Here is an 18,667-nt window from a genome sequence, read left to right as displayed (position 1 = left end):
CCCCCCCCCCCCCCCCCCCCCCCCCCCCCCCCCCCCCCCCCCCCCCCCCCCCTCCACCCCCCCCCCCCCCCCCCCACCACAACCCCCCCCCCCCCCCCCCCCCCCCCCCCCCCCCCCCCCCCCCCGTGGCAGCACTCACCCTCAGACGGCGGCGAGCAGCCCCCGTCCGAGCCAGTCGGCCTCGTCCTTCACGCCCGGCAGGACGAAGAAGTAGCCGCCGCCGGTGGGCGAGATGTAGTCCACCAGCGGCTCGTCGATCAGCCGGGTCTGGGTGGCCTCGAATTGCCGCACGACATCCTGCTGGTAGCAGCAGAACACCAGGCCCAGGTCCAGGTTGCCGGCCTTGTCGATGCCCCGGTCGTAGTTGAAGCCGCGCCGCAGGATGCGCGAGTTGTCGGTGTCGGCGGTGCGCGGGTTGGCGAGGCGGATGTGCGCGTCGAGCGGGATCGCCTTGCCGTCCGGGTCCTTGCCGTAGTCCGGCGCGTCGGTCTCCTGGTGGCCGTCCAGCGGGGCGCCGGTGTCGCGGCGGCGGCCGAACATCTTCTCCTGCTCGGTGAGCGTGACGCGGTCCCAGAACTCGATCAGCATCCGGATGATCCGGATCACCTGGTAGCTGCCGCCGGTCGCCCAGCCGGGCTCGCCCATCCCGTCGGTCACCCAGACCAGTCGGTCCATCTCGCGGGAGGAGGTGGTGTCCGGGTTGACGATGCCGTCCTTGAAGCCGAGCAGGTTGCGCTGGGCGCCGTCCGGCCGGGACTGGTTCTGGAAGCCGTCGATCCGCCAGAGGATCTGCAGCGCGCCGCGGGTGTGCCGGGTGATGTCGCGCAGCGCGTGCAGCACGGTGTCCTGCCGGTCGGCGCAGATCTGCAGCGAGAGGTCGCCGTGGAGTTCGGCGGCCTGGAGGTTGTCGTTGGGGAAGGTCTTCATCGGCGTCAGCTTGACCGGCTTGGCCTTGGCCAGCCCGTAGCGGTCGTCGAAGAGCGAGGCGCCGACGCCGACCGTGACGGTCAGGTTGTCGGTGGGCACCACCGGGCCGAGGATGCCGCTGTCGGACGGCGGCGCGCCGACGCCCAGGTCGGGCGGGGTGCCGCCGGCCGTGAGGAAGCGGATCCGCTCGGTCAGGGTCTTGAAGAGGTCCTCCAGGCCCTTGCGGTCCTGGGCGATCACCTGGCAGGAGACGAAGGCGGCGTGGGCCGGGGCCGGGGTGGTGATGCCGGCCTGGTGGCCGCCGTGGAACGGGACGGCGCCGGTCTTCGTCTGGTGGCTGTCCCCGGCGGAGGCCGGGCCGGCGCCGAGGGTGAAGGCCCCGCCGGCGAGGACGGCTGCCCCGGCGCCCGCGCCGAGTGCGGCCCGCACGAAGCTGCGCCGGGCCGGGCCGGCCGGGCAGCCGCCCTGCTCGGCGGCCTGGGTGGCCTCGGCAGGCCGGGCGGCCTCGGCGGCTTGGGCGGCCGCGGCCGCGTGTGGGAACGGGCAGGACCCGGTGGCTGCGGTCTGGTCGGTCATCAGGCGGCCTTCCGGATCTCGAGGAGCGCGGGGATGGGAGAGAGGTCTTCGAGCAGCTGGCCGGTGGCCCCGTCCAGCCGACGGCGGTCGTCGGCGGGCAGCTTGTCCAGCGGGGTCCAGCCGTCGGCGGTCCGGGCGGCGGCGAGCAGGTCGCCCACCCGCTTCATCCCGGCGTTGACCCGGACCAGCACCTGCGGGTCGCGGTCGTCGAGCAGCGGCTGCAGCAGGGTGAGCAGCTCCTGGGTGCCGACCAGGTTGGCCTGGGCGGTGGCCAGGTTGGTGCCGCTGCCCATGTCGGTGTCGCCGGTGAGCTCGAACTGCAGGGTGTTCTCGAGGATCTCGTGGGCGCGCAGCGGCAGGTCGCCCGGGTTGAAGTCCTGGCTGGGGAAGTCGTGCACCAGCTTGGCGACGTTCTGGGCGAGCTCGTCGGCGACGGCCGTCAGGTCGGCGGCGGACTGGCCGTGCCAGAGGCCGTACTCCAGGCGCAGGAAGCCGGTGAAGTCCTTGTCGTCGGCCTTGTCGGCGAATCCGTCGGCGCGGCCGTCGATCTTCTTGTCGAGGTCGGCGAAGGTGCCGTAGGCGGCACCGAGCGAGGCGTACTGCAGGTGGGCGGTGAGCCAGTCGGCCTTGGCCGCGGCGAGGTCGCCGCCGTGCACGTCGGCCTGGAGCTTCTGGGTCTGGGTCATCAGGGTGGCGAGTCCCTTGACGACGTAGTCCTTGTAGCCGTCCAGCGGGCCCTTGAGGTCGTCCTCGGAGACCGGCTTGACGGCCTTGACCTCGGCGCCGCCGCTGACGTGGACGGCGGCGGAGGTGACGGAGTTCCCGCCGGTGGGCACGCAGCGCCAGGCGTAGTCGCCTGAGCCGATGGTGGCGGTGAGCGCGCGGGTGGTGCCGGGCGCCAGTCCCTCGATCTCGCCGTAGACGGCGCCGGTGCCCGGGTTGACGAGGTAGACCTCGGAGACCTTGTCGCCGGTGTTGTGCATCTGGAACACCTGCTGACCGGGCTTCGGGTCGGCGAAGCCCTTGCCGCACTCCTGCTCGGAGACCGACACGGTGGCGGTGCTCTTCTGCTTGCCGTCGCCGGTGGCGATCACGACGCCGGCCACCACGACCGGCACGGCGACCAGCGCGGTCGACAGCACCCAGCGCGGACGGCCCGCGCGCACCGGCTCGGCCTTCGCCTCGGCGCCCGCGGCCTTCTCCCCGGCCTCGGTCCTTCCGGCAGCGGCAGCGGCAGCAGCCGGAGCCGGCGCGGCCCGGCCGCCGCCGCGGACGCCCTCGACGAACAGCGTCATCACCGTGCTCAGGTACGCGACGTAGCCGACGACCTGGAGCACCGTCATGGTGACGGTCAGGTTGAGGGTGCCCTGGACGAGCGTGGCGTACCAGGAGGAGGCGTCCAGGTGCCCGCTCAGGTCGACGGCGTACGTGCTGCCGCCGCCGACCAGCCCGGACTCCTGGAGGTCGCGCAGGCCGTAGCCCAGCACGCCGGCCGCGACGACGATCAGGCCGACGCCGGTGATGGTGAAGAACCGGGTGAGGTTCATCTTCAGCGCCCGGCGGTACAGGCCCCAGCACAGGCCGGCGGAGAGCAGCAGGCCGACGGCGGCACCGATCAGCGGGCCGGTGGACTCCCCGGCGGTGCGCACGTTGGTCCACAGGAAGAGCGAGGTCTCCAGGCCCTCGCGGGCCACCGCGAGGAAGCTGGTGAGCACCAGCGCGCCGGCGCCCATCGTCAGTGAGGCCTGCACCTTCTCCTTCAGATCGGCGGAGAGGGTGCGCGCCGAGCGGCGCATCCAGAACACCATCGCGGTGACGAAGCCGACCGCGATCAGGCTCAGCACCCCGCCGAACGCCTCCTGGGCGTGGCCGGAGAGGTTGGCGGCGGTGAAGGTGAGCACCGCGCCGAAGCTGAGGCTGAGGCCGACGGCCGCGGCGACGCCCGTCCACACCTGGGGCAGCCGGCCCTTCTGACCGGCCCGCACCAGGGTGGCGACCAGGATCGAGACGATCAGGCCCGCTTCCAGTCCTTCGCGTAGCCCGATCAGAAAGCTGGGAAACGCCTCATCCCACATGCAGCGGGCTCCTCCCCCGGGCCGCCCCGGGTCGTACCTGTCTCGGCGCTCCACCGCGGTGACGGCGGAGCGGCACGGCGAACGCCCCGGACACGAGGTCCAGGGCGCTTCGCTTAGCTTAGGCAAACCTTAGAGCCGCTGCGGTCAACTACGCCCCCACTGTCGGTAAGGATTCGGTATGGGAACACCCATGCGTCCGTCAACCCGGTGCGCCGCGGGACCGGAATGAGACCGGCGTCACCCCCACCACTGCTCGGGCGCCTCCGACTCCGGAGGGACCGTCACCGGTTCGGCGCAACGCACCAGCAGCGCCCCCTCCTCCGTCTCGGTGACCAAGAAGCCGCATTCGCGCAGGACGAGCGCCGCCGCGCCGCTCACCGCCGCCCGCGCCTCCCCGGAGGGCGGCCCGTCGTGCGCGGCGCCCGGCGGCCAGCCGACCACCACGCCCTCGGGGTGGTGGCCGATCCACAGCGGTGAGGGGCCCGGTCCGGTGTCGAACCCGGCGCGGGCCAGCGCCTCGGTGACGTCCTCGAAGAGTTCACGGTGATCCGCCATTGGCGCAGCGTAGGCCCCGCGCCGGGAGGCGTCCGGACGCGGCGCGCCCCGACACGGTCCAGCTGCACCCGAGCGCAGCATCGGCGCTGCTGGGCCGACCGGCGGCGAGCCGATCGGGCGTCAGCACCCCCCGACCGGCCCGACACGCACGGCCGGACGGACCGATGGACGTGCACAGTCGGCCCCCTGCCGACAGCATGACAGAGTAAGCGCTCCATCACCCTGAGCAACGGGCCCGGCGGACACCTGGTCCGCGCGCCGGTCGGACCGGCCGGCCCGTATCGAGAGGTCCCATGATCACAACACTTCGCCGGCCGGCGTTCCCGCCGGCGGGCCTCCACCACGGCACGCCGCGAACGCCGGGGAGCCCGTCGTGAGAACCGACCAGCAGTCGCAGCCGGGACCGGTGACCAGCACGCGCGCCAGGCCCGCCAACAAGGCGGAGGGTCTGGCCGACTGGACCGACGGCCGGCTCGGCATCTACGCCCTGGCCAAGTCCAACCTGCGCAAGATCTTTCCCGACCACTGGTCGTTCATGCTGGGCGAGATCGCGCTCTACACCTTCGTCATCATCATCCTGACCGGCGTCTGGCTCACCATGTTCTTCAACCCGAGCATGGGTGAGGTCGTCTACGACGGGTCCTACGTCCCGCTCAAGGGCATCCCGATGTCGCAGGCCTACGCCTCGACGGTCAACATCAGCTTCGAGGTCCGCGGCGGCCTGTTGATGCGCCAGATCCACCACTGGGCGGCCGTGGTCTTCATCGCCTCGATGCTGACCCACATGATGCGCGTCTTCTTCACCGGGGCCTTCCGCAAGCCGCGCGAGATCAACTGGGTCTTCGGCGCGCTGCTGCTGATCCTCGGCATGTTCGACGGCTTCATGGGCTACTCGCTGCCCGACGACCTGCTCTCCGGCACCGGCATCCGGTTCATGGAGGGCGCGATCCTGTCCGTCCCGATCGTCGGCACCTACCTGCAGTTCTTCATCTTCGGCGGGGAGTTCCCGGGCACCGACATCATCCCGCGCCTGTTCACCGTCCACGTCCTGCTGATCCCGGGCATCATGCTGGGCCTGCTGGCGGCGCACCTGATCCTGGTCTTCTACCACAAGCACACCCAGTTCGCCGGGGCCGGCCGCACCAACCGGAATGTGGTCGGCATGCCGCTGATGCCGGTGTACATGGCGAAGGCGGGCGGCTTCTTCTTCCTGGTCTTCGGCGTGGTCGCGGTCATGTCGGCGATCGCCACGATCAACCCGATCTGGGCGTACGGCCCGTACCGGCCCGACCAGGTGTCCACGGACGCCCAGCCGGACTGGTACATGGGCTTCTCCGAGGGCCTGATCCGCGTGATGCCCGGCTGGGAGATCAGCGTCTGGGGCGGCCACACCCTGAACCTCGGGGTGTTCATCCCGCTGATGGTCTTCCCGCTCGTGCTGCTGGTCATCTGGTGCTACCCGTTCCTGGAGGCCTGGATCACCGGCGACCGCGGCGAGCACCACATCGCCGACCGGCCGCGCAACGCCCCGGTCCGTACGGCCTTCGGCGCGGCCTGGATGGGCCTCTACCTGATCCTGCTGGCCGGCGGCGGCAACGACCTGCTGGCGACCCACTTCCACCTGTCGATCAACGCGATCACCTACGCGGTGCGGGCCGGCTTCTTCGCCGTGCCGGTGGTGGTCTTCGTGATCACCAAACGGTGGTGCCTGGGCCTGCAGCGGCGGGACAAGGAGAAGGTGCTGCACGGCCGGGAGACCGGTGTCATCAAGCGGCTGCAGCACGGCGAGTACATCGAGGTCCACGCGCCGCTGCCGCAGGGCCGGATGTACACCCTCACCTCCCACGACCAGCCCGAGCCGGTCAGGCTGGCACCGGAGGTGGACGAGAACGGCGTGGTCCGCAGGGCCGGGCTGTGGACCCGCACCCGGGCGAAGCTGTCCCGCGGCTTCTACGGCCGGGGCAGCCAGATTCCGAAGCCGACCATGGAGGAGCACGAGGAGGTCACCAGCGGCCACGGCCACCACTGACCTCCGCACCCGGACCGGAAGGGCCCGCTGCGCCGGCAACGGCACAGCGGGCCCTCGTCGTGCGGGTGCGGCGTGCTCAGGCCCGCAGGACCGCGGGCACGACGGCGAACAGCGCCGCCGCCACGGTGACGGTCAGGCAGAGCGCCGCCCAGCGGGCGCAGATCCGACGGCACTCGGCGCGGTAGCGGGCGGCCAGCCGGCGGCAGCGCTCGACCGCGCGGTCCACCACTTCCTCGGCGTAGTTCAACCGGTCGGCCAGGTAAGCGCGTTCGACCTCCTCGCGTTCGGCCTCCGGCAGCCACGGAAACCGCTCCGCGAACGCCCGGGCGTCCCGTTCGGCGGCCGTGACCTCCGCCTCCCAGGCGAGGAAGCCCTCCAGCCGGGCGAGCCCCACCCGGGGGTTCACCCGGCCGTCGCCGTTCTCGGCGGGCCTGTCCTGGCGAGGGGTCCGCGCCTTCGGCGGACGCTGTCTGCCACCCATGACCGCTCCTCACGTCTGTCGAGTCGTCCCGCCGGAAACCTGCGGGGCCGGGCTCCCGATGGGATCGCTCCGCGACCAGGCAACTACTACCAGCGACGAACCGCAGGTGGCGGGTGGCTCGCCACGGCCGACCCGCCGGGGAGAAACTTGCGTGCCGCGCAGTATTGCGCGGCGCGCATGTATTGCTGCACAGTGGTGCCCGTGACGAACGGGCAGCCCGGACTGCGGGAACGGAAGAAGGCCGCGACGCGGGAGGCACTGAGCTGGGCGGCGCTGCGCCTGGCGGTGGAACGCGGACTGGAGAACGTCCGGGTCGAGGACATCGCGGCCGCGGCCGGGGTGTCCCCCCGCACCTACAACAACTACTTCTCCAGCAAGGCCGAGGCGATCGTCTTCCGGCACCGCGACCGGATCCTGCAGGCCGCCGAGGCGCTGCGGGCGCGGCCCGCCGGGGAACCGCTGTGGGAGGCGCTGGCCCACTCCCTCGTCGCCCCCTTCGACGGCGCGGAGGAGGCGCCCGATCCGCACTGGGTCGCCGCCGTACGGGTGCTGCTGCGCGAGCCCGCACTGCAGGCCGAGCTGTTCCGCGGCGGCGCGCGGACGCGGGCCGACCTGGCGGCGGCGGTGGCCGCCCGGACCGGTACCGACGCCGACCGGGACCTCTACCCGAAGCTGGTCGCCTCGGCAGCGCTCTCCGCCCTGCAGGTCGCCAACGAGCACTACCTGAGCGCCGATCCGGTGGTGCCCTTCAAGCCGCTGCTCGCCGAGGCGCTGCGGCAGCTGGCCGCCGGGCTGCCCGATCCGTCGTCGCGCTGAAACCACCGCGCACACGTCCCGGTGAACCCGCCGAAGGGAACCCACCGGGGGAAGCGCGCCCGAGCCCACATGTGAACTCACCGTCCCAGAGGGGGGACCCCATGCATGACGTCGTCGTCGTCGGCGCCGGCCCGGTCGGGCTGTTCCTGGCCCGCGAACTGGCCCTGGCCGGAGTCCGGCCGGTGGTGGTGGACCGGCTGCCCGGGCGTTCCGGCGAGCAGAAGGCCAACGGACTGGTCGGCCAGGTGCTCCGCCTGCTCGACCACCGCGGGCTCCACGAGCCCCTCAGCGGCACCCCGGGCGCGCCCCGGCCGGTTCCCCGCTTCGTGTTCGGCGCCTTCCCGCTCGACCTGGACCGCCTGGACGAGAACCCGCTGTACGCCCTGCCCGTACCGCAGCGACGGATCGAGGAGGTCCTGGAGAGCAGCGCCGCCGACCTGGGCGTCACCGTGCGCCGCGGCTGCGAGGTCACCGGGTTCACCCAGGACGCTACCGGGGTGACCGTCGAGCTCCACGGCCCCGACGGCACCGAGCGCCTGCGCGCCCGCTACCTGGTCGGCGCGGACGGCGGCCGCAGCACCGTCCGCAAGCTCGCCGGCATCGGCTTCCCCGGCGTCACCTCGCCCGACCCGGTCTCCCGCATCGCGCACGTGCTGCCACCCGAGGGCATCCGCACCACCGAGACCGGCGAGGTGCTGCTGCCGGGCTGCCCCACACCGTTCCGCCCGTACACCCACACCCGCACCGACCACGGCGTGTTCGTCCTCTCCCCCTTCAACCCGGACGCCGTCATGATCGCCACCATGGAGTGGGGCGGGCCGCCAATGGACCAGCGGACCCCGCTCACCCTGGAGGAGCTGCGCGCCAGCATCCGCCGGGTGAGCGGCGCCGACCTCGCGCTCGCCCCGGCGCGGACCGCGGGCCCGTTCACCCCGCGCCGTACCGTCGGCCACAACACCCGGCTCGCCGAGCGCTACCACGACGGCCGCGTGCTGCTGGTCGGCGACGCCGCCCACGTGCACGCCGCTACCGGCGGCCCCGGGCTCAACCTCGGCCTGCAGGACGCCGCCAACCTCGGCTGGAAGCTCGCCGCCGAACTCCGGGGCTGGGCCCCGCCCGGCCTGCTGGACAGCTACCACCGGGAGCGCCACCCGGTCGGGCGACGGGTGTTCATGCACTCCCAGGCCCAGATCGCCCTGATGGCCCCCGGCCCCGGGACCACCGCGCTGCGCGCCCTGGTCGGCGAACTGCTCTCGTACGAGGACAACCTCGCCCGGATCGCCGCGCTGATGGCCGGCAGCGACATCCGCTACGACACCGACTGCCCCCACCCCTCAGCCGGGCGCTTCACCCCGGAGCTCGCCCTGACCACCGCCGGCGGGAAGGTCCGGCTCGCCGAACTCGCCTGCACTGGGCGGGCGTTGCTGCTCGACCTCACGGGCGATTCGCTGGCCTTGGCCGACCGTGCGGCCGGATGGCGGGACCGGGTGGACACGGTGGCGGCACAGTGCGTGGAACCACCGGCCGGGGCGCTGCTGCTGCGCCCGGACGGCTACGTCGCCTGGGCGTCCGCGCCCGGCGAGGTGGACCCGGCGGGGCTGGCACGGGCACTGCGCACCTGGTTCGGCGCACCGCGCGACTGACCGCCCGCGCCCGGCGCGCCGGGTTCCCTCGCGGCTGATCCAACGTCAACTATGCTCCTCGCGGTCCGTGCCGCCGGCACGGGCCTCGACCGGAGGAACGGGGAAACGGTGCGCATCGGAATCATCGGCACGGGTGTGGTCGGGCAGACGCTGGGCGGCAAGCTGGTCTCGCTCGGCCACCGGGTGACGCTGGGCTCGCGCGACAAGGACAACGAAAAGGGGCTCACCTGGGCCGGACAGGCCGGACCCGACGGGCACGCCGGAACCTTCGCCGAGGCCGCGGCCTTCGGCGAGCTGGTGATCAACGCGACCGGCGGGACGGTCTCGCTCGCGGCGCTGCGCGCGGCCGGGGCCGAGCACCTGTCGGGGAAGCTGCTGATCGACGTCTCCAATCCGCTGGTGTTCGGCCCGGGCGGCGGTGTGAGTCTCGACCCGGTGAACACCGACAGCGTCGGCGAGCGGATCCAGCACGAGTTCCCCGAGGCCCGGGTGGTGAAGGCGCTCAACACGCTGAACTGCGCGCTGATGGTCGATCCGGGCAAGCTGCCCGGTGAGCACAACCTGTTCATCGCCGGGAACGACGCCGGCGCCAAGGCCGAGACGGTCGCGCTGCTCGGCGAGTTCGGCTGGCCGGCCGAGTGGATCGTCGACCTCGGGGACATCACCGGCGCCCGGGCGACGGAGATGCTGATGCCGTTCTGGCTCCGGATGATGGGCCACTTCGGCGACGCGGAGTTCAACTACTCCTTCCGCCGGGCCGAGTAGCGGGACGGGGAGCCGACCGGGCAGCCGGCCGACAGGCAGTGGACCGGCCGGCAGCCACGGCCGCAGAGCCCGGCGGCGGTGGGGGACAATGGACCGCATGTCCCGACGTCGTTCCGCGCCCCGTGTCGCCGCCCCACGGCTGCTCCCCTCCTCCCGGTGCCCCTGCGGCCTGCCCGCCGCCTACGGCGACTGTTGCGGCCGGCTGCACCGCGGCCAGGGGACGGCCACCACCGCGGAGTCGCTGATGCGCTCCCGGTTCAGCGCCTTCGCCGCCCAGGACGAGGCCTATCTCCTGCGCACCTGGCACCCGGACACCCGGCCGGCCGAGGTGGACTTCGATCCGGCGCTGCGCTGGACCCGGCTGGAGGTGGTCGCCACCACCGAAGGCGGCGCCTTCCACGCCGAGGGCACGGTCGCCTTCCGGGCGTACTGGACGGAAGACCGCGAGGAGGGCGTGCTCACCGAGACCAGCCGGTTCGTCCGGCACGAAGGCGCCTGGGTGTACCTGGACGCCCTCTCGCTCGGCTGAGGCCCCTCCCCCTGGGCGACGGCCTACAGGTAGTCGTCCAGGCGGCCGAGGGCGAAACCGGCCGCGGTGACGTCGTTGATCACCTTGCGCAGCAGGTCCGGCATGGTGGCCTTCCAGATGTCGGTGCCCCGGAAGTGGGTCAGGATGATGTCGCCCGGGTGCAGCTTCTGGTCGTCGTAGCGCCATTCCATGTGGTCCGGGAAGGCCTCCTCGTTCCACAGCGGCACCGCCTGCACCCCGCAGGACGCCGCCGCGCGCAGGGTGTCGTCGTTGTACTCGCCGTACGGGGGCCGGAACAGCCGGGGTCGGACACCGATCTGCTGCTCCAGCTGGTCCTGCTGGTTGCAGATCTCGCCGCGCTGGGTCTCGTAGTCGAGGATCTTGAGGTTGCGGTGGTTGATCGTGTGGTTGTTGACCTCCACGCCCTGGTTGTGCAGGTCGCGGAAGTAGCCGTAGTTCTCGCGGACCAGGTAGTCGGAGACGAAGGCGCTGATCGGCACGCCCAGCTCCTCGAGCATCTTGGAGAACTGCGGGTCCTTCTCGTAGCCGTCGTCGACGGTGAGGAAGACCACCTTGTCGTCGGTCGGCACCCGGAAGACCACGGGCGGGCGGCCGTCCTTCATCTTGACGCCCTGGGTGGGAGCCAGCGCGGCCCTGGTCGCCGGGCGGGGCGGCGCCTTCAGCGGCGGGCGTTCCAGGCCCCAGCGCTGCGCGGTCTCGAGCGCGGCACGGGTGACCGCCTCCTGTCGGGCGGCCGCCTCCCTGCTGCTCTCCTCTTCCTGGCGGGCCAGTCCCGGCAGCAGGGGTGGGACGGCGGGCGGTCGGCCCGCGGCGCGGTCCGCCGCGGGGGCGCCGGCGGCGGGCGCGGCGCCCGTCTCGGCCGGGGCGGCCTTCGGCTGGGCGGTGCCGGCGGGCCCGGCGCAACCGGCGACGACGGCGGTCAGGCAGACGGTGGCCAGCAGGCCGGTCCGGACTCCGTTCCGCTTCTTCTGACTCCCACTCAGACCCCCACTGTTGCGACAAACTGATGGTCTGTTCATAGCTGCACTGCTCCCCCGCCCTGCACCCCGGCCAATCCCACCGTCACCCGCGCGGGGCAACGCCGCGCCGGTCGCCTTGCCGTTCCTTTGCCGGGGCGCTTGGCTCAGACGCTTGGCCCGGGCGCTCTGCTGGGTACTCCGGCGAGGCGCCGTGCCGAGGCGCCGTGCCGAACCGGCCGGTACCGGGACGTAAACCCTTTGCGGCGCCGGCGCCCCGGAGCGGATCATGCGCCCATGACGAACACCGCGCCCCACCGCACCGACCTCTGGGCCGTCACCACGGCCGATGTGACCACGCCCGAGGCCGAGCTGCTGCTGCGCGACTACTACTACGACGTGGCCAACCGCTACTACCGCCTGCACCTCGGCCGCGAGGGCACCCCGGAGGAGCTGGAGACCGGCCTGGCCGACTCCCCCAGCGAAGACCTCGCCGCCCCGGACGGCCTCTTCCTGATCGGCCGCTACGCCGAAGCCGCCCACTCCTGCGCCGGCCTGCGCCGCTACGACGCCACCACCGTCGAGCTCACCCGCGTCTTCGTCCGCCCCGCCCTCCGCGGCACCGGCGGCGGTGCCCGCCTGCTCGCCGCCGTCGACGAAGCCGCCCGGTCCATGGGCGCCGACCGGATCGTCCTCGACACCCGCCTCGACCTGGTCGAGGCCCGCGCGCTCTACCTGCGCAACGGCTACCGGGAGATCCCCGCCTACAGCAGCGGGCCGTACGCCCAGGTCTGGTACGGGAAGGACCTCAGCATGCCGAGGCGGTGAGCGGGTTGACGATGTGACCCCGGCCGGAGGACTACGGCGCTCCCGCCTGCGACCGGCGGGCCAGCGCCGCCGCGAGTTCGGCGGCCGTGGGCGGGTTGGCGCCCGGCCGGGAGACGGTCAGGGCGCCGGCGGTGACGGCCTGGACGAGACAGCCGGCCAGGTCGGCGCCCGCCATGCGGGCGTGCAGGAAGGCGGCCATGAAGGAGTCCCCGGCACCGACGGTGTCCGCGACCACGACCGGGACGGCCGGCACCCGCTCGCGTCCGCCCTCGCGGGTCAGTGCGAAGGCGCCCCCATCGCCCAGCGTGACGGCCACCACGGCGGGGCCGAGGGCGAGCCAGCGCTCGGCGACGGCCTCGGCGGGCTCGTCCGGGTGGAGCCAGGCGAGGTCCTCGTCGCTCACCTTGACCAGATCGCTCAGCGCCACCAGGCGCTCGACCCGCCGGACGGCCTCCGCCCGGCGGCCCATCAGCGCGGGGCGCACGTTCGGGTCGTAGCTGATCTGCGCCCGGCCGCGACAGCCCTCCACCAGGGCCCGCACCGAGGCCGCACCCGGGTCGGTGACCGCCCCGATGGAGCCCAGGTGGACGGCCGCCGGGGGCGCGGGGAGCTCGGTCGGCGGAAGGGTCCAGCCGATGTCGAAGGTGTACTGCGCCCGACCGTGACCGTCCAGCCGGACCACCGCCGAAGGGGTGCGTGCCACCTCGGCAGCCCGGACCTCCACCCCGGCGGACTCCAGGTGGGCCCGGATCAGCTGCCCGTTGGCGTCCGCCCCGAGTTCGGTGAGCAGCACGGCGGGCCGGCCCAGCCGGGCCAGGCCGTAGGCGAGATTGGCGGGACTGCCGCCGGGGTGCACGACGTCCGGGGCCCCGTCCGTACGGACGATGTCGGCGACGCACTCGCCGACCACCAGAACGTGTGAATCGGGGCTGGTCACTGCGGCTCCTGGCATCCGGTGCGCGGGCGTCGTCTCGACCGTCAGCCTACGGGGTGGGCGCTGGAGCGTCAGGACATGAAGTACGGCCGCCGGACCTGGCCAGGTTCTCCGACGGCCGTGGCCCCGTCCGTCAGGGGACGAAGCACTTCGAACGCTAGGCGCCGGGCGGGCTCCCTGCCACCACCGTGCGCCGTCCGGGGGATGTCCGCGTGTCGTCACGGTCGGGGCCGTTCCCGCCACCCGAGGCCTGACGGTCCACTAGCGCATGACTCCGGCCCGGTCGCCTCCCCGACCGCCGACCACCTCTTCGACAGCCAGCGCTACACCGGCGGCGCACTGGTGCTGTTCGCCCTGCGCGAGAAGGTCGGCGCGGACACCTTCGACCGGATCGAGCGCACCTTCCTGCGCGAGCACCGCTACGGCACCGCGACCACCGAGGACTATCTGCGCACCGCCTCCCGGGTGGCGGGACAGGACCTCGGCGGGTTCCTCACCGACTGGCTGTACGGGCGGCGCACACCCCCGATGCCGGGGCACCCGGGCTGGGCGGTCGGGCCGGTGACTCCAGACCCCCCGGCCGCAGCCGGAGCGGCCGGGGCCGGTGCCCCGCAGGGGTCGGGAACCCTCTGAGCCCTGCTGAGCTCCTTTCGTACTGTCTGGCGCCTTTCGCCCGCCCCGTCGCGCCGACGAGTGCGTCCGGGCGCTCCCCGCGCGCCCCTGGCCGGGTGGCCCCGGGCGGGCCATGGTGGTTCCACGGCCCGCCTGCCGCCCGGCCGAGTCCCGGCCGGCTCGCGGGCCGTCCAGCGTCCGCGCCCGACCGGTTCCGCGCCGTGGGAAAATTCCCGCGGCGGACAGGCAACCCGTCCCGCCGCCCATCGCGTTCAGCAGCCGTGAGCACGACACCAACGAGAACGCGGCCCGTCCGGCCGCCACGGCTGACAGGAACGGTACGGAGACCATGGCAGGGGCGGCGGCAGGATGAGGGACGCGACACCGGACTTCGCGGAGTTCGTCGCCGCCTGCAGTCCGAAACTGTTGCGCGTGGCCTGGCTGCTGACCGGCGACCCGCACCAGGCCGAGGACCTGCTGCAGACCGCGCTGGCCAAGGTCTGGCCCCGCTGGGACCGGATCGCACCCGACCGGCCCGAGGCGTACCTGCGCAAGGTGCTGGTCAACTGCCACATCTCCTGGTGGCGGCGGCGCTGGACCGGGGAACTGCCGCACGGCGAACTGCCCGAGCCGCCACCGGCGCAGGCCGACCCCTTCGACGAAGTGGTGGTCGGCCAGGTCGTCGCCGGGGCCGTCCGGGCGCTGCCACCCCGCCAGCGGGCGGTGGTGGTGCTGCGCTTCTTCGAGGACCTCAGCGTGGAGGAGACCGCCGAGGTGCTGCGCTGCACCACCGGTACGGTGAAGAGCCAGACGCACCGGGCGCTGGCCGCCCTGCGCGGAAGACTTCCGGCCCGGGAACTGCTGTTGGACGGGGGACGCCGTGAGCGGGGCTGAGCCGAGGGACGACACCGGGGAGATCGAGGAGGAACTGCGCGTCCTGCTGCACCGGGCCGTCCCCGTGCTGGCCACGCCGGAGGACCGGGTCGAGCGGGTGCTCGAGCGCGCGGACCGGACGAGGCGGCGACGGCGGACGACCGCCCTCGGGATCGGGCTCACCGGAGGGCTGGTCGCCGCGGTGCTGGCCTCGGCGCCGGCGATCGCACCGGCTCCGGACCGCGGCGCGGTCGGACCGGCCGCCTTCGGCCCCGCCCCCACGTCGGCGCCCTCTCCCTGGGCGACGCCTCTCCTGCCCACGGCCACCGCCACGCCGTCCGTTCCGCCGTCGGCCACGCCGTCGATGCCCGGGGAACCCCTCCGCTTCCTGCGGATCAGCGGGCTCACCGGCACCGTGCCGCCGGGCTGGCACTCCGAGGTCGCCCCCTTCGGCGACGCGGGCGATCTCGTCGGGTTCCTGGCCAACCAGCCGTTCGACGCGACGGCTCCCTGCAACGGCCCGTCCAGTATCTGCACACCGGTCGGGCTGCTGGCACCGGACGGGGTCTACCTCACCCTGCGGCTGGCCGACGTGCCCGATCAGGCCAAGGCCTTTGCCAAGGGGGCCGTCGAGCCGGTCGACGTGGCGATCGACAAGGAGTGCTCCAGCCACGGCGGCGGCCGGGAACTGGTCGGCAGCCGCAGCATCGTCGGGCAGGACGTCATCGTGCGGATCGAGCTGACGGCCTGCGCCCAGGCGCCGTCGGACCTGACGCTGCGACAGGTGCAGCAGGTCCTCGACTCACTCCGGTTCGCTCGCTGACCCTCCGCCCGCTGGCCCTCCGCCCGCTGCGCTGACCGATTCGCGTCGGGGCCTGCCCCCGGGGTCAGCGGATCCGGACGCTCCCGTAACCCTTCTGGCGCAGTGTCGTTGGACCGGCCATGAACAAGCGCAGCATGCTCGCCGTCGCCTCGCTCGCCGTGGGCTTCGTGGCCTCGCTCACCGCACCGAGTGCGCACGCCAGTGCCGTCGGCGGCCAGGAGGGCCTGCCCGGTTCGCTGACCAGCGCGCCGGACGCCTTGCCCGGGCACGTCGGGGAGGCGGGCGGCGTGGTCGGCCACGCGACCGGGTACGTGACCGGGTCGGCGGACGGCCTCGTCCCGGTCACGCCCGCGTAGTCCGCTCACGGCAGGGCGGTTCGGCGGCAAGGCGGTCCGGGACGCCGGAGTTCAGGACAGCGGCGCGCCGAGGTCCTGGGTCCACAGCGTGCCGGCGGGGCCGGCGGCCACTCCGACGCCGACGTCCTTGAAGCCGCAGTCGAGCATGTTGGACTGGTGGATGCCGCCGTCCATCCAGTGGGAGACGACGGTTGCCGGGGCGCTCGCGCCGCGGTCGAGGTTCTCGCCCCACTGGGACCAGCGGTAGCCCGCGGCGGTGATCCGGGCGTCGGGGTGCAGGCCGTCGGGGTTGACGTGGTCGAAGAAGTTGCGGGCGGCCATGTCGTCGGCGTGCTTCTGGGCGGCGCTGTGCAGCCGGGGGTCGATCCGCAGGGGGGCGCAACCCGCCTTGGCGCGCTCGGCGTTGACGAGGTCCACCAGCTGCCGTTCCGGGGTGGGCGGCGGTGCGGCGGTGGTCGGCCGGGGCGCGGCCGGGGTGGCGGTCGGAGCCGGGGTCTCGGTCGGGGATTCGGTGAGGGCCGGGGTCGGCGTCGCCGTGGGCGTCGGGGTCTCCGAGGGGGTCGCGACCAGGGTCGGCAGGGCCTCCAGGGCGGCGGCCGGGGCGCTGGGTTCGGGTGCGGTTCCGCGCGGCGGCTCGCTGGGGTTCGGCCAGACCAGGGCGAGGGTGGTCACGGCCACCGCTGCCGCCGATCCGCCCACCAGGACGGCCTTGCGGGCCGCGGTGCCCGCCCAGCCGCCGTGCGAGCCGGAGCCTCCGGCCGTTCCGGCGCCGGTGGCCGTCCCTGTACCGCCGCCGGTGCCCGCGCCACCGGCGGTGCCAGCGGCGGCGGTCGAGTGCGCGGCGGTCGTCGCGGCGGTGGCCGCCGTGTGCTGGAAGTGGAGCAGGGCGGGCGAGTCCAGCGGGATCGGGACCAGGACGAGGCCGGCGAGCAGCCCTTCGGCCGGGAAGAGGTCGCGGCCCAGCCCGTCGCAGGTGGCGCAGCCGCGGATGTGCCGGGCGATGCGCTTGCGCCAGACCGAGTTGGGGGTGCCGTCGAAGCCGGCCGTGACGTCGGCGAGGCCGGGGCAGCGCGGGTAGGCGCCGAGGGCGCGGACCACCACCCGGCCGGCTTCGAGCTGCTTCTTCATCCGCTGGATGCGGACGGCGGCGTGCTGGGGGGTCAGGTCGAGGGCTTCGGCGAGCTCGGCGCGGCTGAGTTCGCCGCCGGCCTCCAGCCACCACAGTGCGAGCAGCTCGCGGTCGTCCGGGTCGAGCCACCGGGTGGCTTCGGCCACCTCGCGGCGCTGGCCGGAGAGTCCGAGGCGCAGGATGGTCAGGTCGGTGAAGTCGGCGCGTGGATCGGGGACTTCCCAGGTCTCGTCCAGGCCCCCGACGGTGGGCTGCTGCTGCCCGACGGCATGCCGGCGGCGCACCTGGTTCATGGTGATGGCGACCAGCCAGGAGCGGAAGGCCTCCGGCTCGCGGAGCCCTTCCAGGCCGGCCAGGGCTCGGATCATGGTCTCCTGGGCCACGTCGTCCACGTCGGCGTGGCCGCCGAGGGCACGGCCGGCCACGTTGTAGACGAGCGGCAGCCAGGCGGCGACCAGCGCCTCCTGGGCCTGCCGGTCGCCGGCCTGTGCCGCGAGTACCAGGGTCGTCCCGGCCCGGTTCTGCACATCAGCGTTCATGGTCCGCACTCCGTCTTGCCGTGTTTCCGTCCGCCGCTGCCTCCTCGGAGACCGGTGGGGAGTGATCAGATAACAACAATGCGCACGGAATCGGAAAATCGCACCGGATGAGGGTCGAGGACGGGACTTCGCCGGCTGCGCCGCCCGGGCGCTGGCGCCGGGGCCGGTCAGGCCGGTGCGGCGAAGACCTCGGTCCACCAGGGGCCGCCGGAGCCGGTCCGCACGCCCACCCCGAGCTGCTTGAACGCGCAGTTCAGAATGTTGGCGCGGTGGCCGGGGCTGTTCATCCAGGCGTCCATCACGGCCGCCGGGTCCTTCTGGCCGCGGGCTATGTTCTCGCCCCAGGTGCTCCAGTGGTAGCCGGCGGCCTCGATCCGGTGGTCGGCGTGGTAGCCCTCGGGGCTGGCGTGGTCGAAGTAGTTGCGGTCGGCCATGTCGTCGCTGTGCGACTGGGCGGCGCTCGCCAGCCGGGGCTCGGCGGTGACCGGGGCGCAGCCGGCCTTGGCGCGCTCCGCGTTGACCAGGTCCACCACCTGCTGGGCGTAGGAGGCGGACGGACCGCCGCCGGCCGGGGCGGCCGCCGAACCGGCCGGGGCCCGCAGGGCGGTGGCGGCGGATCCGGCCGCGGCGGCGTTCGCTGCGGTGCGGGTCGCGGTCGGGCTCGGCTTGGCGGTGGCGGTGGGCTGGGCGGTCGCGGTGGCCGTCGCGGTGGGCTGGGCGGTCGGCGAGGCGGAGGCGGTCGTGGTCGGGGTGGCCGTCGCGCTCGGAGCGGTGGAAGGGTCACCGGCCCCCGGACTGCCCGCCGTTCCGACCGCTCCCCCGGCGCCCGGCACCTGGATGCCGTCGTGCGTCCCGAGTTCGGCGGCGATCAGTGTGTCCGCCGCGGCCGCCTGCCCGGCGAGGTCGCGGTCGGACTGCTTGCCGCCGTAGGCCGCGTACCCGGCTCCCGCCAGCGCCGCTATCAGGCCCGTCCCGGCCACGGCGGCGACGACCGCGGTCACCGGCACCAGCGCGCCGCGCCTTCGGGCCCGACGGCCCCGACCGCCCGTCCGCTGGGCGGCCCGCCGCGCGGCCCGACCGCCCGGGCGGCCGCGCACGCCCTCGGTGTCGCCGGTGCCGTCGCTGCCGATCGTGCCGATGGTGCCGATGGTGCCGCCGGTCGCCGGGAGGATGATCGTCCTGTCGTCGCTGTCCACGTGG

At 73.7% G+C, this 18,667-nt stretch carries 18 protein-coding genes; 10 read left to right on the top strand and 8 right to left on the bottom strand.

All coding sequences use genetic code 11. From position 1 onward, the window contains the following. Nucleotides 1–141: 141 nt before the first annotated feature. The 3 genes from efeB to ACZ4WV_RS33210 all read right to left on the bottom strand — a co-directional run bounded on the left by efeB (nt 142) and on the right by ACZ4WV_RS33210 (nt 4,133). Entirely contained in the window at nt 142–1,503 is a 1,362-nt protein-coding gene (gene efeB / locus ACZ4WV_RS33220) for an iron uptake transporter deferrochelatase/peroxidase subunit (RefSeq protein ID WP_465752451.1), read from the bottom strand. Next, entirely contained in the window at nt 1,503–3,578 is a 2,076-nt protein-coding gene (gene efeU / locus ACZ4WV_RS33215) for an iron uptake transporter permease EfeU (RefSeq protein ID WP_465752449.1), read from the bottom strand. The genes efeB and efeU overlap by 1 nt, the downstream gene beginning before the upstream one ends. A 237-nt stretch (nt 3,579–3,815) precedes the next feature. Further along, the gene (locus ACZ4WV_RS33210; protein ID WP_465752447.1) at nt 3,816–4,133 is read right to left on the bottom strand and encodes a hypothetical protein; all 318 of its coding nucleotides are present in this window, start codon (nt 4,131–4,133) and stop codon (nt 3,816–3,818) included. 406 nt (nt 4,134–4,539) lie between these two features. Here ACZ4WV_RS33210 and qcrB point away from each other — a divergent pair, with 406 nt between their 5' ends. Further along, on the top strand, nt 4,540–6,162 hold the full coding sequence (gene qcrB / locus ACZ4WV_RS33205; protein WP_465752453.1) for a cytochrome bc1 complex cytochrome b subunit: 1,623 nt from the start codon (nt 4,540–4,542) through the stop codon (nt 6,160–6,162). A 76-nt stretch (nt 6,163–6,238) separates the two neighbouring features. On the opposite strand, the gene ACZ4WV_RS33200 is transcribed toward qcrB, so the two are convergent. Further along, on the bottom strand, nt 6,239–6,643 hold the full coding sequence (locus ACZ4WV_RS33200) for a hypothetical protein (protein WP_465752446.1): 405 nt from the start codon (nt 6,641–6,643) through the stop codon (nt 6,239–6,241). A gap of 201 nt (nt 6,644–6,844) precedes the next feature. On the opposite strand from ACZ4WV_RS33200, the gene ACZ4WV_RS33195 reads away from it, so the two are divergent. The 4 genes from ACZ4WV_RS33195 to ACZ4WV_RS33180 all read left to right on the top strand — a co-directional run bounded on the left by ACZ4WV_RS33195 (nt 6,845) and on the right by ACZ4WV_RS33180 (nt 10,396). Then, nucleotides 6,845–7,459, top strand: coding sequence for an acyl-CoA-like ligand-binding transcription factor (locus ACZ4WV_RS33195; protein WP_465752444.1), 615 nt, complete (start codon nt 6,845–6,847; stop codon nt 7,457–7,459). A gap of 101 nt (nt 7,460–7,560) precedes the next feature. Then, the gene (locus tag ACZ4WV_RS33190) at nt 7,561–9,102 is read left to right on the top strand and encodes an FAD-dependent monooxygenase (RefSeq protein ID WP_465752441.1); all 1,542 of its coding nucleotides are present in this window, start codon (nt 7,561–7,563) and stop codon (nt 9,100–9,102) included. A gap of 108 nt (nt 9,103–9,210) precedes the next feature. Further along, on the top strand, nt 9,211–9,867 hold the full coding sequence (locus ACZ4WV_RS33185) for an NADPH-dependent F420 reductase (protein ID WP_465752439.1): 657 nt from the start codon (nt 9,211–9,213) through the stop codon (nt 9,865–9,867). A 97-nt stretch (nt 9,868–9,964) separates the two neighbouring features. After that, nucleotides 9,965–10,396: a YchJ family protein gene (locus tag ACZ4WV_RS33180; protein ID WP_465752437.1), complete on the top strand. Its 432-nt coding sequence runs from the start codon at nt 9,965–9,967 to the stop codon at nt 10,394–10,396. A gap of 23 nt (nt 10,397–10,419) precedes the next feature. Here the strand turns inward: ACZ4WV_RS33180 and ACZ4WV_RS33175 are convergent, their stop codons facing one another. Beyond that, entirely contained in the window at nt 10,420–11,436 is a 1,017-nt protein-coding gene (locus ACZ4WV_RS33175) for a polysaccharide deacetylase family protein (RefSeq protein ID WP_465752435.1), read from the bottom strand. 234 nt (nt 11,437–11,670) lie between these two features. On the opposite strand from ACZ4WV_RS33175, the gene ACZ4WV_RS33170 reads away from it, so the two are divergent. Next, nucleotides 11,671–12,201, top strand: a complete 531-nt coding sequence (locus ACZ4WV_RS33170) for a GNAT family N-acetyltransferase (RefSeq protein WP_465752433.1) — start codon at nt 11,671–11,673, stop codon at nt 12,199–12,201. Nucleotides 12,202–12,232: 31 nt separating this feature from the next. Here the strand turns inward: ACZ4WV_RS33170 and ACZ4WV_RS33165 are convergent, their stop codons facing one another. Beyond that, nucleotides 12,233–13,138, bottom strand: a complete 906-nt coding sequence (locus ACZ4WV_RS33165; RefSeq protein WP_465752431.1) for a carbohydrate kinase family protein — start codon at nt 13,136–13,138, stop codon at nt 12,233–12,235. Nucleotides 13,139–13,339: 201 nt separating this feature from the next. Here ACZ4WV_RS33165 and ACZ4WV_RS33160 point away from each other — a divergent pair, with 201 nt between their 5' ends. The 4 genes from ACZ4WV_RS33160 to ACZ4WV_RS33145 all read left to right on the top strand — a co-directional run bounded on the left by ACZ4WV_RS33160 (nt 13,340) and on the right by ACZ4WV_RS33145 (nt 15,799). Next, the gene (locus ACZ4WV_RS33160) at nt 13,340–13,768 is read left to right on the top strand and encodes a M1 family aminopeptidase (protein ID WP_465752429.1); all 429 of its coding nucleotides are present in this window, start codon (nt 13,340–13,342) and stop codon (nt 13,766–13,768) included. A gap of 348 nt (nt 13,769–14,116) precedes the next feature. Beyond that, nucleotides 14,117–14,641: a SigE family RNA polymerase sigma factor gene (locus tag ACZ4WV_RS33155; protein WP_465752427.1), complete on the top strand. Its 525-nt coding sequence runs from the start codon at nt 14,117–14,119 to the stop codon at nt 14,639–14,641. Then, complete coding sequence (locus tag ACZ4WV_RS33150) at nt 14,628–15,443, top strand: hypothetical protein (RefSeq protein ID WP_465752425.1); 816 nt, start codon at nt 14,628–14,630, stop codon at nt 15,441–15,443. The genes ACZ4WV_RS33155 and ACZ4WV_RS33150 overlap by 14 nt, the downstream gene beginning before the upstream one ends. A gap of 119 nt (nt 15,444–15,562) precedes the next feature. Continuing rightward, nucleotides 15,563–15,799, top strand: coding sequence for a hypothetical protein (locus ACZ4WV_RS33145; protein ID WP_465752423.1), 237 nt, complete (start codon nt 15,563–15,565; stop codon nt 15,797–15,799). A 51-nt stretch (nt 15,800–15,850) separates the two neighbouring features. On the opposite strand, the gene ACZ4WV_RS33140 is transcribed toward ACZ4WV_RS33145, so the two are convergent. Both ACZ4WV_RS33140 and ACZ4WV_RS33135 read right to left on the bottom strand, forming a co-directional pair. Continuing rightward, complete coding sequence (locus ACZ4WV_RS33140) at nt 15,851–17,467, bottom strand: sigma-70 family RNA polymerase sigma factor (protein WP_465752421.1); 1,617 nt, start codon at nt 17,465–17,467, stop codon at nt 15,851–15,853. A gap of 167 nt (nt 17,468–17,634) precedes the next feature. After that, entirely contained in the window at nt 17,635–18,663 is a 1,029-nt protein-coding gene (locus ACZ4WV_RS33135) for a CAP domain-containing protein (RefSeq protein WP_465752419.1), read from the bottom strand. Nucleotides 18,664–18,667: the final 4 nt, after the last annotated feature.

The sequence above is a fragment of the Kitasatospora sp. NPDC029312 genome, assembly GCF_055569215.1.
This window is presented reverse-complemented; position numbering and strand designations above follow the sequence as displayed.

Bases quoted from the DNA above. Each gene is read 5' to 3' on its own strand.
- ACZ4WV_RS33155 (WP_465752427.1), top strand. From the start codon at position 14,117: ATGAGGGACGCGACACCGGACTTCGCGGAGTTCGTCGCCGCCTGCAGT.
- ACZ4WV_RS33175 (WP_465752435.1), bottom strand. From the start codon at position 11,436: ATGAACAGACCATCAGTTTGTCGCAACAGTGGGGGTCTGAGTGGGAGT.
- ACZ4WV_RS33140 (WP_465752421.1), bottom strand. From the start codon at position 17,467: ATGAACGCTGATGTGCAGAACCGGGCCGGGACGACCCTGGTACTCGCG.
- ACZ4WV_RS33145 (WP_465752423.1), top strand. From the start codon at position 15,563: ATGAACAAGCGCAGCATGCTCGCCGTCGCCTCGCTCGCCGTGGGCTTC.
- ACZ4WV_RS33200 (WP_465752446.1), bottom strand. From the start codon at position 6,643: ATGGGTGGCAGACAGCGTCCGCCGAAGGCGCGGACCCCTCGCCAGGAC.
- ACZ4WV_RS33170 (WP_465752433.1), top strand. From the start codon at position 11,671: ATGACGAACACCGCGCCCCACCGCACCGACCTCTGGGCCGTCACCACG.
- ACZ4WV_RS33160 (WP_465752429.1), top strand. From the start codon at position 13,340: ATGTCCGCGTGTCGTCACGGTCGGGGCCGTTCCCGCCACCCGAGGCCT.
- efeU (WP_465752449.1), bottom strand. From the start codon at position 3,578: ATGTGGGATGAGGCGTTTCCCAGCTTTCTGATCGGGCTACGCGAAGGA.
- efeB (WP_465752451.1), bottom strand. From the start codon at position 1,503: ATGACCGACCAGACCGCAGCCACCGGGTCCTGCCCGTTCCCACACGCG.
- ACZ4WV_RS33190 (WP_465752441.1), top strand. From the start codon at position 7,561: ATGCATGACGTCGTCGTCGTCGGCGCCGGCCCGGTCGGGCTGTTCCTG.
- ACZ4WV_RS33180 (WP_465752437.1), top strand. From the start codon at position 9,965: ATGTCCCGACGTCGTTCCGCGCCCCGTGTCGCCGCCCCACGGCTGCTC.
- ACZ4WV_RS33210 (WP_465752447.1), bottom strand. From the start codon at position 4,133: ATGGCGGATCACCGTGAACTCTTCGAGGACGTCACCGAGGCGCTGGCC.